Raw genomic sequence first — 14,792 nt, 5'->3', positions numbered from 1 at the left:
CACTACTTCAGCAGCTTCTGAATAAGCTTTTTCTGGTGTGCTGGCAAACCTTCCGGCCATTCCCCCACACGGCAGTAACAAATGTCGGAGATTTCAGCGCTTGGTCGAAAGGTCCCCGGGATCACCCGGCCTGTAAAAATAAGATCCACACGGTTCGGCATCTGTCCAAACTGGGCTTGCGCTAATGAGGTGATCTCTACCTCCAGCCCAGTTTCTTCCCGGACTTCGCGCCGTAAGGCAGTTCCTGGCTGCTCTAGCTCCATCCAGCCGCCGGGAATCCCCCACGGCTGCTTCCGGTATACGTGCTTTAATAGCAGCACTTCCCCGGCATCATTCGTAAAAATGCCCAACACAGCAACTAAAAATTTATGTTGTGCCTGGTACACCAATGCATTTTTAAATCGAGTGAACGGTGTATGCTTATACATGAATACAAGCCAATCCCGTGGGATTTTATTTACCAGCTTAGCCAGCATCGCACACCTCCAGTTGAGCTTTTCTTTACATCAAATCAATCAATGCGTTTGAACAAGTTAAATGAGGAGCTTAAGTATGTATAATAATAAATTAATCTTTAGATGACTGTAACTTGCGGCTGTATAACTGAGCATTTTCTATATCAAAACAAACAAAAATAATCTCATTCAAACCAGTATGCTTTTGTATAAAACGTGTCACTTCCTGTATAGCAATCTCGGCGGCCTTTTCTTTCGGAAATCGGTAGATGCCTGTGCTGATATTGGGAAAAGCAATGCTGCGTGCATTCAGCTCTAAAGCTAATTGCAGTGTATGACGGTAGCATGTCGCCAGTAGTTCTTCTTCATGATGATTGCCACCATTCCATACAGGGCCGACAGTATGAACAACATATTGGGCATCCAGCTTGCCAGCCGTTGTATAAACCGCGCCTCCTACCGGACATCCCCCTTGCTTGTTTCTGATTCGGATACAATCTTCCAATATAGCCGGACCGCCAGCTCTATGAATCGCACCATCTACACCACCGCCACCCAGCAAGCTTGTATTTGCTGCATTGACAATAATATCTGTCTTGCAACGGGTAATATCCCCTTGCAACACACGTATGAGCACGTTAAATAGTTCAATCGAAATATCCATCGATCCCCCTCCTCTTCTAAAAATCAGTTTTATTTAAATAGTCATCTTATAGTCTCTACAAGCGATTTCGAATATATCGTCATAGGTTTTCAGCAGAAAGTGTTTTAGATCTTTCCCCCGTACACTAGCTATTGCAGCCAATAAAGGCGTATCTGTAAGCTCATCAAAACAGCTACCTTGCGTATACTTTTGCTCAGACATACCTAAAGCCACATCCAGTTCAATCATATTAAAGTAGTAAACTCCTGTAAATATAAGCTCATAGGGTACAAAATCGTCTACTGCCTCAGGAGCCAACCCGCCATTAATCTCTCCTTTCAAAACCAGCTCTTTCTTCGCATAATTCATATACACATGATCCAAATAGACTGCATCCCGTCCATGCAATTCACCAAGCGGCGTTTGAATAGCTTTTATCTGCGACACCTAGGTGCTCTCCCTTCCTAAGTTATTTTCCATCCAGCAACATAAGTGCGGTCGCAACCGCATCATCCACAAAAGAACGCGCTGGGCGTGACTTCATCATCACGGTAATCCCGATCAACAAAGAGACCAACGTATGCGCCAAAGCTCGTGCATCTATAGTTACCCCAAGCTCCCCGGATCGAATACCTCGTTCGAGGGTTTCCTGAAAGACGGCAGATAGGTACATTTGATGTTCTCTGGTTAAAATTTCAAATCTCTCATCATGGGGAGCTAATTCTACCATCGTATTAATACAAAAGCATCCTCTATTAATTCCATTCTCGTACTCCTCTGCCACGATGCCTTTATAAAAATTGGAAAATGCCTGTTTTACAGACGAGCTGCTTTGCAGTTCCGCCCTTACATGTGCAGCATGAGATTGCGTATATTTACGCAGCGCAGCTTCAAATAATTGCTTTTTATCCCCAAAGGCTGCATACATGCTGGGGCGCTGTATTCCCATACGGGAAGTTAAATCGCTTAAAGATGTGGCCTCGAATCCCTTTTCCCAAAAAACTTGCATCGCTGCATTCAACGCTTGATCTTCATCAAATTCCCGTGGACGAACCATATTTTACCCCCCTTCTTTTCGTATCGATCAGTATATTAAGATTGTACGTTTGCCCGAGGAGGATGTCAAATCTGTGCAGGTTAAACTCTTGACATATCGTATTAATGCAAGTTATATTGACCTAAAATCATTATGTACCAATCAGTATATTATATTGATTGGTACATAAATTACAGAAAGCGACGTGGTATGTGAAAATGAAGACGTCAAAAGAAAAAGCGCTACTCCTCTCCAATCAAGCGATAGCCAACACTGCGGAAACAGCCCCTGTTCGTGTCCTATCTCGATCTGTGGCACTTTTGTTTGCTATAGCCTGCGGGCTGGCTGTCGCTAACATTTACTATGCACAGCCCTTACTGGATGCGCTGGCGCATGAGTTTGGCATTACACACTCATCGGTTGGTTTCGTTATTACCGTCACACAAATTTGCTATGCGCTGGGACTGCTGCTGCTCGTCCCGCTTGGCGATCTTTTGAATCGGCGACGATTAATTACAGGCCAAGTGCTGCTATCCGTACTGGCATTAATCGTGGTTAGCTTTGCTCCTACCCGTACCATACTGCTTATCGGAATGGCGATGGTCGGACTGCTGGCTGTGGTGACTCAAACACTCGTGGCTTTCGCCTCGACCTTGGCTCATCCGACAGAACGCGGGCAGGTCGTAGGGCTGGTAACCAGCGGAGTCGTTATCGGCATTTTGCTGGCACGAACCGTTGCTGGTGTATTAACCGATCTGGCAGGCTGGCGTTCAGTTTACCTTGTTTCTGCTACACTAACACTGTTTATGGCTGTAGCTCTGTTGCGAGTGCTCCCAAAGAACAAACCCTCAAGCGCCACACTTTCCTACGCGCAGCTGCTTCGCTCGGTTATCGCACTGTTCGTCCAAGAACGAATTTTGCGTATTCGCGCTGTCCTTGCACTGCTCATTTTCACAGCGTTCAGCATATTGTGGACTTCACTTGTATTACCTCTCAGTGCTCCCCCGTTGTCTCTTTCACATACTGCTATTGGGGCCTTCGGCCTGGCTGGGGTGGCCGGAGCATTAGCAGCTGCACAAGCAGGACGGCTTGCTGATCAAGGCTTGGGACAACGAACGACAGGTACCGCACTAGTTGTATTGCTGCTGTCCTGGCTGCCTATACACTACACCGAGCATTCTCTATTGGCTTTAGCTCTTGGCGTCATTCTTTTGGATTTGGCCGTACAGGCTGTACATGTCACTAACCAGAGCTTGATTTTCAACGTTCGCCCTGAGGCACGAAGCCGACTTACCGCAGGCTACATGATATTTTATTCCATCGGCAGCGCCACTGGAGCCATTGCCTCGACTCACATGTATACCTATGCTGGGTGGAGCGGAGTCTGTCTATTGGGGACTGGTGTCAGTGCTCTGGCTCTCATTTTCTGGGTAGTGACTCGACGTGCAGCTTAATAGTAAGACTCGGATTGGATCAACGAAAAACCACCTAGACCTCAACAACGGCCTAGGCGGTTCTCTTCTAGCACTGTAAATCATCACTTGATTGCAATATAAATCAAAACGGGCTCATCTGGATTGCCATAGACTTCAAAATCACCTGTGTAGGTTCTCTCCCCTTGTCCCGTGGCGGCCCATGCCCAAATTGTCTGCCATACACGGAAGACAGAAGAAGGTTCATGGGTTGCCTGAAAAATAGCGTAGCGTGCAGCGGGAATTACGAGTTCTTCAAGATCGTCAGGAGTCTGGAAATCCTCAGTCGCTTTCTTTCCGATAAAAAATGTATACTCGCCCAAAGCCCCATTTTCATAGTCAGTATAACAACCATAGACAGAAGCAGGTCCCTCGTCGTCTCGAATACGACCAGACACGTCCTCACTCCAGAAACGCCCCCACATGCCTGGAATGATTCCTTGGGATGTTTGTTCCTTCTGATTATTGGTGCGTGCTTTCAGCCCAACCAAACGGATACTGCCTCGATATTCCTCCCGAATGGGTCCATTCATTGTATGCGCAGCATCTTCTGAGGACCGCCACCGCTTTAAATAGGGCAGGTAATTATGCAGCATCGAAGTCGCTTCTTCTTTCTGCATCCCCTCCTCTACCATAATAGGCACACACTGCTGAATCATTCCCTCCATTGTCAAGTCTGGCTGTACAAATGCACCATCCTGGTAACAATACTTGCAATACTCATCTGTTTTATGATGTTGTGCATCCGTTCCGTATTGATCCTCATGCTCCAGCGGCATCCCGCAACTTTGACAGGCTTTATCCATTCTCCTAAATCCCCTTTCGCCAATTCGTATCAGGTATGCCACCAGTATAACGAAACAAACCTGACAACTATGGGTCAGGTTTGTTTTACTTTTAATCTAAGGTTCATTCTAAAATTCCTGACCCGCTTCATAATTAGACGCAATACGCAATGCCATCTGATAAATCTTGTCTCGCAAATGGGCTGGTTCCTTGACAATCACATCCGGTCCCAGGCTTAAAATAAATCCGTACAACCACGCATCCTCGGGAAACGGTACCGAAACCGTATAGATCCCTTCCTCTTGCTCGGTCAACGCTTCCACTCCAAACCAGTCCTCCGCCAGATGTTTGGAGTTGCGGTTAAATTGTAGCGTAAACGGTTGTACATCCCTGGATGGGGTCATTCGTCCCTCATTCCACGGCAGCACTTCATAGGAAAGGTCCCTGCGGGTGAAAGACGTCTCTGTAACTACAGGTTCACTCATACGAGAAAGCTTGAACAAGCGAAACTGCTCCCTGTCGGGACAATACGCATATACAAACCACTGTTGCCCTTTCAGCACAAGCGTATGCGGTTCTACATTCCGTTCCGTTCTGGTTCCTTCGGCATTTCGATAGGTAAAAGCAAGCGTGCACGCTTGACTCATTGCCTCTTTTACCTTTATTAGTTTAGCTTCCTGTACCGCCTGATTTCCCCATCCCGAATGATCGACAATGAACTGTGTAGTACGTACACTAAATTGCTCTTTCTCAGACTCTGGGATAATACTTTCAAATTTATGAAGCAACCGGGACACATTAGGACCGCCCAACGACGAGGACAAACTTTGCAAGCCCATCACAATATCCTTGATATCATGATCTGTCAGTATACTACGATCCAGGCGATATCCTTCCATCAAACCGATTCCCCCACCTGCTCCCTGATAAGTCACTACGGGGATACCAGCTAAACTAATCGCTTCAATATCTCTATAGATCGTCCGAATCGAAACTTCATACAAATCAGCGAGTTCCTTTGCTTGTATTCTATTTCTTTTTAACAGCAAAATCACGATAGAAAGCAATCGCTCAATTTTCATTTTTCCAAAACCTTTCACCCTTAATAAAAATATGCCATGAGTTCCTCATCATATCCCTGACCCTGATATTCTAAGGCGTTTTTTTCTATACCATAGGTTGTAAATCCCAATCTTCTATAAAGCTCAACTGCTGCTTGATTGGTAGCCACCACACTCAAATTGATTTGTTTCAAGCCTTCCACCTTTCTACCTCGACTGATCACTTCCATTAAAAGTTTCTTAGCGATTCCCTGGCTCCGGTAAGTCGGTGGTACATAAACTCCCCAAATCATTCCTTTATGCTGTGTCTTTATTTTGTCTTCTCTCCTAAACCCAGTCATGCCAGCCAGTTGATGATCCTTTGTAAATGCACCAAGTATGTAATACTCTCTCTTATTTTGTATTCCCATCCCTCCAAATGTTTTCCTCCATCTTACTCTATCTCTTATTTAATTAAAATCTATGATGCCTAAATGAAAATAACCTCAGATGCTAGATCCAGCCGGATCTAGCATCTGAGGCTTCAATAACTCATTACCTATTATGACTCGTAGCGTTTCAGCACAATGACTGCATTATGACCACCGAAGCCGAACGAATTAGATAACCCAATATTTAATGAAGCCTTACGCGCTTTGTGAGGCACATAATCCAGATCGCAAGCAGGGTCCGGGTTGTCCAGGTTTATCGTTGGCGGGATGATGCCTTCTCGCAGGCTTTGTACCAGTGCAATCGCTTCAACGCCGCCCGCAGCTCCCAGCATATGACCCAGCATGGACTTGTTAGCGGTAACTGGGATTTGATAGGCATAGTCGCCAAATAACTTGCGGATCGCTAGCGTCTCCCCTACATCCCCTGGCAGCGTACTCGTTGCGTGGGCACTGAGCACGTCCACTTCTTCCGGGGAGATGCGGGCCGAATGAAGGGCCGCTTTCATTGCTAGATAAGCTCCGGTTCCTTCGGGATGCGGTGCAACCATGTGATAGGCATCCGAACTCGCTCCATAACCGATGACCTCGCCATAGATTTCTGCTCCCCGGCGGGTAGCGTGCTCCAGCGACTCCAGTACCAGGATGCCTGCTCCTTCGCTCATGACAAAGCCGTCACGATCCTGATCAAACGGCCGGCTTGCTTTCGAAGGCTCCTCGTTACGTGTGGACAAGGCTGTTGCATTAGCGAAGCTTGCCAAGGCCAATCGGGACACCGCTGCTTCAGCTCCACCAGCAAAAATGACATCCGCATCTCCTGTACGAATAGTCCGAAATGCCTCTCCAATTGCAGTGTTCCCAATAGAGCAAGCCGTCACGGGTGAAAGCGTAGGACCCATCGCCCCAAACGCGATACTAATTTGGGCAGCCGCCATATTTGAGATCATCATAGGTACCAGCGTTGGGCTAACTCTGCCTGGCCCCCGCTGTAGCAGCACGTCCACATTATCGACCAATGTATCCAAACCGCCGACTCCTGATCCTACGTATACACCTACACGCTCCAGATCCGTGCGATCCAGTTCCAGACCAGAATCCTTGAGTGCTTGCTCAGCCGCATATAATGCAAACTGAGTAAATCGATCCATTCGTCTAGCATCCTTACGCCCCCACTGCTTTTCTGCATCAAAATCCTGTACCAGTCCAGCAATTTTTGCTTTTAAATCAGACACATCAAATGACTCAATTTTTTGTATACCTGAATGGCCCGCCACCAAATTGTTCCACAGCGTGCCTACTTCATTCCCCAATGGTGAAACGACACCCATACCTGTTATCACTACTCTTTGCATAAGCTATTCATTCCTCCTGCTCAATGGCTTACTTATAAACCTCATTTTACGCTCGTCTTATCCTATTACAAGTGTTTGTTTATCCTGGTATAATGAACACTACTATAGTAAGCGTATAGTAAGCGCCTGATATCCTCACTTCACATACACTCGTCGAATGGAGAGAATACTTATGAAAACGGAAGCACGTCTGGAAGCATTATCTGTTTTTTTGAAAACCAAAAGAGCCCGCCTACATCCACATATGGTTGGTCTGCCCCCAGGGTCACGGCGCAGAACACCAGGTTTACGCAGAGAAGAAGTCGCCCAGCTGGCAGGTGTCAGTACAACCTGGTATACCTGGCTGGAGCAGGGACGGGATATTAAGGTATCCGCCTCCGTGTTGGATGCTATTGCCGCTGCCTTGCAGTTGAACGCAGATGAGCGTAAATATTTGTACGATTTAGCGCTGGAAGCCGGTGCTCATCCCCTGCCTGCTCCCGCAGAGCAAGCGATCATTTCTCCATCTCTGCAAAAGATCGTACAAGAGCTGCACTATTGTCCTGCTATTATTTCAGATCGGCGTTGCCATATTGTCGGCTGGAACGAAGCTGCTGCTCATGTGTTTATGGATTTTGCCGAGCTGCCACATGAGCAGCGCAATATGATCGAACTGCTATTTACCAAAAAGGAGTTTAAAAGTCTGGCTGTGAATTGGGAGCACTTTGTAAAAGGGTTCCTTGCCATTTTTCGCGCTTATTACGGGCAATACGTAACCGATCCTTGGTATGCACAGTTTATACAAAATATGAGCCAGACCTACGGAGAGTTTAACGAACTTTGGAATCAGAGTGAGGTAAGCTCCGCACCGGAAGTGCTCATTGAGTTTCGCCATGCCAAGGCTGGCAAAATGTTATTTGACCTGACTTCCCTCCAGGTACAAGGCAGTGTCGATCTTCGTTGCAGCATTTATACCCCTAATGCGCAAACTTCTACGGAAAGTAAACTTCAGAAGTTAATGGAAGGCAACTAAAGGATTTCATCCCTCCTGTTATGAAGATATCTTTTTCCGTCCATACTACATCTACGATCTGTACAAAATAGATGCCATATATGTGACAGAGCCAAGAGCTTCAACGGTGCTACTACTAGGAGGGAGGGAATCCTCATGAAAGCCAAACCGACAAGTTCCCAGCACACACAAAACCAAGCACCACTGCCTATTCCGATACAATTTGACCGCAGCTGGCAGGACGAGCTAGACCAACGACTGCACAAGGGAGGCCCTTGGGGAAATTGGGATCTGTATCAGCTGGCCATCGAGGCGGAAAAGGCTAAGCTGGTGCCGAGCTTTGATGAGCTTCAATGTCTTCAACATTTGCAAGACCTCACTCCATTGCCCCATCAACTCGATACCGCGCGAAGGGTACTGTTCGAGATGTCCGGACGTGCCATTCTTGCCGATGAAGTCGGCCTAGGCAAAACAATTGAAGCTGGAATGATCCTGAAGGAATATCTGGTTCGCGGGCTGGCTTCTAAAGTGCTTATTCTTGTACCCGCTTCTCTGGTCCTGCAATGGGTGCGGGAGCTGAATAGCAAATTCGGCATTCCTGCAGTTGCCCAGAAAAAGGCATATTCTTGGTCTTCCGAGGTCGTCGTCGCCTCTATGGATACGGCCAAACGGGAGCCACATAGTAACATCCTGCTAGATACCGATTATGACCTGCTCATTATTGACGAGGCTCATAAGCTGAAAAATAAAAAGACCTCCAACTACCAGTTCATTATGAAGCTGCGTAAAAAATATTGTTTACTCCTGACAGCAACACCTGTACAAAACGATCTATCTGAGCTGTTTAATCTGATCACGTTACTCAAACCCGGTCAGTTGGGAAGACAAGGTGATTTTTCAGCTAACTTTGTTGTAGATAAACGTCTGCCTAAAAATGAAGATCAGCTCAAAGATGAGCTGTCTAAAGTCATGATCCGCAATCGTCGTGGAGAAGGGCCGGTTCAGTTCACTAAACGAAATGTTTCCAACATTCACTTGGAACTCTCCCCGGAAGAGAAGGCGTTGTATGATGGGGTGACCTCTTTTGTCAAAGAGCAATATCAGGCGAATGGCGGAAATTTAAGCAGCATGCTGTCTCTCGTTACCCTTCAGCGGGAAGTGTGCAGCAGCCGGGATGCTGTGTTTGTCACGCTGGTCAACTTGTCCAAAAAGATGGCTCCAGACTCTCCGCTACGCGATCGTGTTTGGGACTTGGTCGCACATATAAAAGCGATCAAGGCTAATTCCAAAGCGGAAAAGGCACTTGAGCTCATCCGGAAGATGAACGAAAAAGTGATCATTTTTACAGAATATCGAGCTACACAGGAGTATTTGCTCAACTATTTCCGTGATCGCGGGCTGTCTGCTGTTCCTTACCGAGGCGGTATGAACCGGGGCCGCAAGGATTGGATGATGGACCTGTTCCGTGGACGCATTCAGGTCATGATTGCCACGGAAGCAGGTGGGGAAGGCATTAACTTGCAATTTTGTCACCACATGATTAACTTCGATTTGCCGTGGAACCCCATGCGTGTGGAACAGCGGATCGGACGGGTGCATCGCCTTGGACAGACGCATGATGTGAATATCTTCAACCTGTCTACAACTGGAACGATTGAGGAGCACATCCTGCATCTGCTGCATGAAAAAATTAATATGTTTGAGATGGTCATCGGCGGGTTAGACATGATTCTGGAGAAGTTTGAGAAAAAAGAATCCATTGAAAAAAGCTTATATAAAATCATGCTTGAATCCAGCAGTGATGATGAAATTCGCAGAAAAATGCAACAGCTGGGTCACTCGCTGGATTCTATCAAACAAGAAATGGAGCAACTGCGCACAGACCCGTCAGTCACTCCAAACGTAGCAACGGATAAGTCATCTGGAACAAAGCAGCGCAAAGGACGATTAACAGGAGGTAGCTCCAATACCACCGAGGATTTGTTAGGCTTAACAAGTGGTGCAGCTCCTCTGCCTAAAGCTCGACGCAGTGTGAAAGGAGGTCGCTAGCCTTGACTATGAATGCACAGCAAGTCCAGCGTTTTGTTCGCACCTATCTGGAAGCTACCGGGTGCAGCATCATTGAGAGGTCTCCCCACCATGTAACTGTCAAGCTATCTCCAGAGGCGGATAAAGCCTTAACAAACCGCCCCTACTATTGGGGGTACGTAGAGCGTACTGGCGTTCCAGCGCAGACGATGTCCTTCACATTCATCTTTGATGGGGAAGCCTATCGGACGGAACAGGAACGTTTAGCGGCTCAGACCCCGCCAGCGTCTGAACCCGGCAACGCTGCACAAGATCAGGTCATGGGACGGTACTTTGGTCATGTACCGACGTTGCCGCAATTAGGGCCTGGCCGCATTATGCAGGAGGAGCTTCGATACGGAAGTCGCCGGCTGCATCAAATTTTTGAAGCTGCTCGGGATGGAGGGAAATATGTTTATTTGTTCGAGCAGCCTGATGCCCGTCAGTTGTCTGCCCGTTCTCCCGTAGTTTATGAAGCTTGGCTCAGTGTCTGCTACAAGATCGAATTTGCCTGCGATTTGAAGCGTGAGGAACTTCAGTGGCTAGGGATCTCACTCAAAAGTGGCACTATTGTAGCGGATTTTGGCACTATACTCGAAACCCGTCAGCTAAGCCCTCTGCTGGCAGGCAATATGCATGTACAGCCAGCACAGCTATCTGTGTCTGAGGCTTCCGCCTCGCTTGAAAGCTATCTCACTGAACAGCTCCGACAGCAAGATTATAGTTGGGCTGAGCAGGCAAAGGAACGATTACGCGAGGAATTAGAGGTTATTGACCACTACTACGATGATCTAATCAAGGAAGAAAAAGAGGAAGAGGATAAAAAAGAATCCGTATTGGAACAGCATCAAGCTCGCCGTAAAGAAATGGTATGGCAATATGAGCCAAAGGTACTTGTATCCGCCATTAACTGCGGGATATTTCATCTGCGGTAACTGATATCTCACGCTCCTTCGCAGGAGGGTTGCAGACATGTCGCCAAGTTGTAACATCTTGCTTCAGCCTACACCAGTTTCCGCTGCTGAAACCACAAGTATGGTCAAGCCTGTCCCCTATGTATCGACAGCAAAAAGCGAACCTGGATACGACAGTTGCGCCGACAGAGTGCAGCAGTCTTTTCATCGGACAGGCTGTATGCTAATAAAAAAGAATGCCTCCGTCGGCAAGCCATCCGACAGAAAGGTGGATTCCATTGAACAAAAATCATTCCGGACACTATAGCGTAGGTATGATCGCAGCTGTCCTGATCAGTCTGTCCGCAGTCTGTCCATTCGCTTCCATTCATGCGGCCCCCTCAGCCGTTCAAGAAAACAATTTAAGTTCAGCACCCAACCACAACGAAAGCTTCCAGGTTCCATCAACGGAATCCATGAGTCCTGTTGTTCCTCCCGTTTCCCCAGGTGACGTTTCATCAAAACCTCCTACTCAGCAGCAAGGGGTGCCTGACGAGGTAAAACAAACAGCGACCGACACCGTACAATCTCTATCGTCGCAGCCCCCTTTTGCTTCTTGGAAAGATGCTGAGCTTAGCTACCATCCGCTCGGACCCGGAACCCATAGCTGGCTTGTTCAGGTAAACCATGCTGGAGAATACATCGGCTATCTAATTATCGGATCCGACTCGAACGGCGCTTATCAACTCAACGAATACGGGAATGGACCTGGCGGACCTTACAGTATGGATGTACTTCGTCAATCCCTTAAAACCCTTACAGAAACCGAATTTTCTTCTACCGACAAGCTACAAATTACACCTATGTATGAGGAACCTCTGTTAGCCTACTGGCTGGTACGTTCCTCAACGGGTAGCCAAATAGGTATTGATGCTGTTACTGGCGATCCACTACCTGTAGAAGTAGCAGATGGGAGCTGGAAGCATAAGCTCCAGAACAACGCGATTTCTTTATCTATACCCTTTTTGAAAACTCAGGCACAAGCAGTTACTGTGTCGTCTGAACCTTTCGATCCCTATGATGATCTGGGTTGGCTTCAACCTAAGCATAAACTTTCCATCCACAACACAAGCCAATTTATGGACATACTCAGTAATTCACAGCGTATGATTTTTTCTGCCACAAGTATCAATTTTGCTTTTGGAGGACCCTTATCCATTAGCGGGTATCAAGCTTGGATATCTCCGGATCATCCGTCCGAACCCATTTTATATGCATTGACCTACCACAATGGTCTTTCCCGATTTGTACCACTACAAAGATTGTTGTCCCATGGCGAATTTCTGCACTTATAATCTTAGTATTTCAGTTATTTTAGTAACAATGAAATGTATTTTAATTTATCTTTATAACAAATTAAAAAGAGACCTCAAATGGCATTCTCCCATGCCTCTTGTGGTCTCTTTGGCGTGTTTACGTTACTCTCTTCGCTCTCTGCGCGCGGATTTTATCCACATTTTGAAGGCGAGAGGCAACATGCCAAACCATTTGCTCACCCACGGCTCCTTGGCTTGCTTTTGGCTGCGTCGAACATCGCGCGGCGTTTCCATATAACGTACAATCCGCTGTGTTATATACGTCACCAGCTCGTCACTCTTCGCCATCCTCCATAAACCTCCTCCATCTGCACCTACCCTTTTCGATCACTGTGCTTGGAAATATCCCGATAACACGTTAGGTGCAGGTAGTACTAGCTTGTACATTTTCCACGGCTTTAACCCCTGTGGAAAGAACTACGTATGGTTTCCCTTAAATGGAACATACTATTTTTAAATATTTGTGCTAGCTCAAGGCTACTTATGTTTAAAGGCACTACGTCAATTAATTCGTCCACTGGAGGAATATAATATGTTGAATAAAAAGTTAAACAGGATATGGTTGACCGTTCTAGGGTTGAGCCTTTGCATCCTTAGTAGTTCTGTACTTGCCCCTATCGCTTATGCAACTATGCATCCTGACGAAAAAGGTACCCAATCAAACAAACATACAGAAAGCCCCTTTAACCGTTCCTATCACGCTTTTGCCAAGCCCGTGGTCCTGATTGATGTAGGTCATGGCGGTGTGGATGGTGGAACAAGTCATAAAGGACTTCTGGAAAAAGATATTAATCTTGCTATTGCTCAAAAGCTATACTTGATTCTACGTTCCCAGGGTTACCCTGCTGTTCTCAATCGGGATAAGGACTACGCATTAAGTGATGATAACCGTTGGTTGAAGTCTAAATCCCGGCATCTTAAAGACCTTGCCCAACGCAAAAGCTTAACGGAGCAACTTCCCACTGCTTTGGTTGTAAGCCTGCATGTCAATTGGGCCAAACAATCTAAAAAACGCGGTCCCATTGTGCTTTATCAGGATGAGGGCAGCAGCTACCTGTTGGCAGAACGGATTCAGCATTCACTAAACCGCTTGTTTTGCATGAATAGAGGAACCATGTACGGAAAACCCTTTTATCTCCTGAATAAAATTGAGCATCCTGCGGTCATTGTGGAAACCGGATTTATCAGCAACGAACAGGACAGAACCATGCTTTCCGGTGATCCTGGTCAAAAAAACATTGCTGAAGCTATTGCCGAAGGCATTATTGCGCATCTGACGGTATGGTAGTATTAGTGGCTGGATCACCTGTCCATCCCCATACATCACGCACCAGATCGCTAATGCCAACAAACTGAGCATGCTCCTTTAATTTGGGAACCGATAAATGAAGTCCTGAAGAGGTTTTCAAGCCTGCTCCGCCGACATGACCAATCGTTACACAGGTGTCGTGCTCAGCCAACCATTCAACCACTTTGGCAAGTTGTCGCTGCACATGGGCGATAGTATGAACATCATCCAAAAAAATATCATTTCGCACTGGGGGCATTCCCTTTTTAGCTGCAAGTTCAGGCACCACTGACCAATAATTGGTACGGCTATCCACAAAAAATAGTCCGTGTTCCTTACACACATCAAGCACAACGGACATAATACGCTTGTCTGAGGTGACCTTGGAGCCCATGTGATTATTCATTCCTATGGCATAAGGAACATCCTTAATTGCTTCCGTCACCTTGGCGCGTACTTCTTCATCCGTCATATTAGCCTTGATCGCTCCAGGTCCAAGCCATTCAGGTCTGCCCTGCTTTGGTTCCATCGGCAGATGAACGATAACATCATGACCACGCTTATGCGCTTCCATAGCGTCCTGCTTGGTTGTAGGCAAGAAGGGCATTACAGCAACGGTGATTTTAACGGGTAAGTTTAAAATCTCCTTTGTCCCTTTCATATTGTTTCCTAAGTCGTCAATAATAACGGCAACTTTCTTTTGCGGCTCATTTTGCTGGTCAATTGCTTCAGCGACAGCAGTTCTACAGACCATAAATAGCATACAAACTGAAATACAAAGTACTACAATTTTTTGTATTCTAGAGCACCCAAAGCGTATAAGCGCACAAGATGGCTCCTTTTGTCTGCGTGATGCCTTTAAGGCCTTTTTTATTAGATTTCTAATCTGTAACTTCCGTCGTGTACTCATTTGCGGGTCAGCCTCCTTCTCTGTCCCTTCATTG

General features: G+C 46.6%; 17 protein-coding genes. 7 read left to right on the top strand and 10 right to left on the bottom strand.

All coding sequences use genetic code 11. The features are described 5' to 3' along the window. Nucleotides 1-2 precede the first annotated feature (2 nt). The 4 genes from FKV70_RS11220 to FKV70_RS11205 all read right to left on the bottom strand — a co-directional run bounded on the left by FKV70_RS11220 (nucleotide 3) and on the right by FKV70_RS11205 (nucleotide 2,155). Entirely contained in the window at nucleotides 3-476 is a 474-nt protein-coding gene (locus tag FKV70_RS11220) for an NUDIX hydrolase (protein WP_142612880.1), read from the bottom strand. Between the two features lie 91 nt (nucleotides 477-567). Next, nucleotides 568-1,119, bottom strand: coding sequence for an O-acetyl-ADP-ribose deacetylase (locus FKV70_RS11215; RefSeq protein WP_063209231.1), 552 nt, complete (start codon nucleotides 1,117-1,119; stop codon nucleotides 568-570). Between the two features lie 33 nt (nucleotides 1,120-1,152). Then, nucleotides 1,153-1,545 (bottom strand): hypothetical protein, encoded by a 393-nt coding sequence (locus tag FKV70_RS11210; RefSeq protein WP_142612879.1) that lies wholly within the window; start codon nucleotides 1,543-1,545, stop codon nucleotides 1,153-1,155. 22 nt (nucleotides 1,546-1,567) lie between these two features. Continuing rightward, nucleotides 1,568-2,155, bottom strand: coding sequence for a TetR/AcrR family transcriptional regulator (locus tag FKV70_RS11205; protein WP_142612878.1), 588 nt, complete (start codon nucleotides 2,153-2,155; stop codon nucleotides 1,568-1,570). A 197-nt stretch (nucleotides 2,156-2,352) separates the two neighbouring features. Here FKV70_RS11205 and FKV70_RS11200 point away from each other — a divergent pair, with 197 nt between their 5' ends. Beyond that, nucleotides 2,353-3,588 carry an MFS transporter gene (locus tag FKV70_RS11200; RefSeq protein WP_142612877.1) on the top strand — a complete coding sequence of 412 codons (1,236 nt, stop codon included), beginning with the start codon at nucleotides 2,353-2,355 and terminating at the stop codon, nucleotides 3,586-3,588. Between the two features lie 83 nt (nucleotides 3,589-3,671). Here the strand turns inward: FKV70_RS11200 and FKV70_RS11195 are convergent, their stop codons facing one another. From FKV70_RS11195 to fabF, 4 genes are all read right to left on the bottom strand, one after another. Beyond that, entirely contained in the window at nucleotides 3,672-4,412 is a 741-nt protein-coding gene (locus tag FKV70_RS11195) for a zinc ribbon domain-containing protein (RefSeq protein ID WP_142612876.1), read from the bottom strand. Nucleotides 4,413-4,520: 108 nt separating this feature from the next. Further along, nucleotides 4,521-5,474 (bottom strand): helix-turn-helix transcriptional regulator, encoded by a 954-nt coding sequence (locus FKV70_RS11190; protein WP_142612875.1) that lies wholly within the window; start codon nucleotides 5,472-5,474, stop codon nucleotides 4,521-4,523. Nucleotides 5,475-5,494: 20 nt separating this feature from the next. Continuing rightward, nucleotides 5,495-5,863: a GNAT family N-acetyltransferase gene (locus FKV70_RS11185; RefSeq protein WP_142612874.1), complete on the bottom strand. Its 369-nt coding sequence runs from the start codon at nucleotides 5,861-5,863 to the stop codon at nucleotides 5,495-5,497. Nucleotides 5,864-5,994: 131 nt separating this feature from the next. Next, nucleotides 5,995-7,233: a beta-ketoacyl-ACP synthase II gene (gene fabF, locus FKV70_RS11180; RefSeq protein ID WP_064796131.1), complete on the bottom strand. Its 1,239-nt coding sequence runs from the start codon at nucleotides 7,231-7,233 to the stop codon at nucleotides 5,995-5,997. Between the two features lie 172 nt (nucleotides 7,234-7,405). Between fabF and FKV70_RS11175 the strand changes: the two genes are divergently transcribed. The 5 genes from FKV70_RS11175 to FKV70_RS11155 all read left to right on the top strand — a co-directional run bounded on the left by FKV70_RS11175 (nucleotide 7,406) and on the right by FKV70_RS11155 (nucleotide 12,539). Continuing rightward, nucleotides 7,406-8,245 (top strand): helix-turn-helix transcriptional regulator, encoded by an 840-nt coding sequence (locus FKV70_RS11175; protein ID WP_142612873.1) that lies wholly within the window; start codon nucleotides 7,406-7,408, stop codon nucleotides 8,243-8,245. Nucleotides 8,246-8,380: 135 nt separating this feature from the next. Then, entirely contained in the window at nucleotides 8,381-10,273 is a 1,893-nt protein-coding gene (locus tag FKV70_RS11170; protein ID WP_142612872.1) for a DEAD/DEAH box helicase, read from the top strand. A 2-nt stretch (nucleotides 10,274-10,275) separates the two neighbouring features. Then, on the top strand, nucleotides 10,276-11,226 hold the full coding sequence (locus tag FKV70_RS11165; RefSeq protein WP_142612871.1) for a YqhG family protein: 951 nt from the start codon (nucleotides 10,276-10,278) through the stop codon (nucleotides 11,224-11,226). A gap of 37 nt (nucleotides 11,227-11,263) precedes the next feature. Beyond that, complete coding sequence (locus tag FKV70_RS11160; protein ID WP_142612870.1) at nucleotides 11,264-11,512, top strand: hypothetical protein; 249 nt, start codon at nucleotides 11,264-11,266, stop codon at nucleotides 11,510-11,512. After that, nucleotides 11,484-12,539 carry a hypothetical protein gene (locus tag FKV70_RS11155; RefSeq protein ID WP_142612869.1) on the top strand — a complete coding sequence of 352 codons (1,056 nt, stop codon included), beginning with the start codon at nucleotides 11,484-11,486 and terminating at the stop codon, nucleotides 12,537-12,539. Before FKV70_RS11160 ends, FKV70_RS11155 begins: the two co-directional genes overlap by 29 nt. A gap of 123 nt (nucleotides 12,540-12,662) precedes the next feature. Here the strand turns inward: FKV70_RS11155 and FKV70_RS11150 are convergent, their stop codons facing one another. Beyond that, entirely contained in the window at nucleotides 12,663-12,848 is a 186-nt protein-coding gene (locus tag FKV70_RS11150) for a YqzE family protein (protein ID WP_142612868.1), read from the bottom strand. Nucleotides 12,849-13,092: 244 nt separating this feature from the next. Between FKV70_RS11150 and FKV70_RS11145 the strand changes: the two genes are divergently transcribed. Next, complete coding sequence (locus FKV70_RS11145) at nucleotides 13,093-13,848, top strand: N-acetylmuramoyl-L-alanine amidase (protein WP_142612867.1); 756 nt, start codon at nucleotides 13,093-13,095, stop codon at nucleotides 13,846-13,848. Here the strand turns inward: FKV70_RS11145 and FKV70_RS11140 are convergent. Beyond that, on the bottom strand, nucleotides 13,823-14,758 hold the full coding sequence (locus FKV70_RS11140) for a divergent polysaccharide deacetylase family protein (protein WP_063209205.1): 936 nt from the start codon (nucleotides 14,756-14,758) through the stop codon (nucleotides 13,823-13,825). The genes FKV70_RS11145 and FKV70_RS11140 overlap by 26 nt on opposite strands. Nucleotides 14,759-14,792 lie beyond the last annotated feature (34 nt).

Source organism: Paenibacillus ottowii, assembly GCF_006874425.1.
Taxonomy (GTDB): Bacteria; Bacillota; Bacilli; order Paenibacillales; family Paenibacillaceae; genus Paenibacillus; species Paenibacillus ottowii.
Note: the sequence above shows the minus strand (reverse complement) of the source record. Positions and strands in the feature narration are given on the sequence as shown.

Bases quoted from the DNA above. Each gene is read 5' to 3' on its own strand.
- FKV70_RS11220 (WP_142612880.1), bottom strand. From the start codon at position 476: ATGCTGGCTAAGCTGGTAAATAAAATCCCACGGGATTGGCTTGTATTC.
- FKV70_RS11215 (WP_063209231.1), bottom strand. From the start codon at position 1,119: ATGGATATTTCGATTGAACTATTTAACGTGCTCATACGTGTGTTGCAA.
- FKV70_RS11205 (WP_142612878.1), bottom strand. From the start codon at position 2,155: ATGGTTCGTCCACGGGAATTTGATGAAGATCAAGCGTTGAATGCAGCG.
- FKV70_RS11200 (WP_142612877.1), top strand. From the start codon at position 2,353: ATGAAGACGTCAAAAGAAAAAGCGCTACTCCTCTCCAATCAAGCGATA.
- FKV70_RS11195 (WP_142612876.1), bottom strand. From the start codon at position 4,412: ATGGATAAAGCCTGTCAAAGTTGCGGGATGCCGCTGGAGCATGAGGAT.
- FKV70_RS11190 (WP_142612875.1), bottom strand. From the start codon at position 5,474: ATGAAAATTGAGCGATTGCTTTCTATCGTGATTTTGCTGTTAAAAAGA.
- FKV70_RS11185 (WP_142612874.1), bottom strand. From the start codon at position 5,863: ATGGGAATACAAAATAAGAGAGAGTATTACATACTTGGTGCATTTACA.
- fabF (WP_064796131.1), bottom strand. From the start codon at position 7,233: ATGCAAAGAGTAGTGATAACAGGTATGGGTGTCGTTTCACCATTGGGG.
- FKV70_RS11175 (WP_142612873.1), top strand. From the start codon at position 7,406: ATGAAAACGGAAGCACGTCTGGAAGCATTATCTGTTTTTTTGAAAACC.
- FKV70_RS11170 (WP_142612872.1), top strand. From the start codon at position 8,381: ATGAAAGCCAAACCGACAAGTTCCCAGCACACACAAAACCAAGCACCA.
- FKV70_RS11160 (WP_142612870.1), top strand. From the start codon at position 11,264: ATGTCGCCAAGTTGTAACATCTTGCTTCAGCCTACACCAGTTTCCGCT.
- FKV70_RS11150 (WP_142612868.1), bottom strand. From the start codon at position 12,848: ATGGCGAAGAGTGACGAGCTGGTGACGTATATAACACAGCGGATTGTA.
- FKV70_RS11145 (WP_142612867.1), top strand. From the start codon at position 13,093: ATGTTGAATAAAAAGTTAAACAGGATATGGTTGACCGTTCTAGGGTTG.
- FKV70_RS11140 (WP_063209205.1), bottom strand. From the start codon at position 14,758: ATGAGTACACGACGGAAGTTACAGATTAGAAATCTAATAAAAAAGGCC.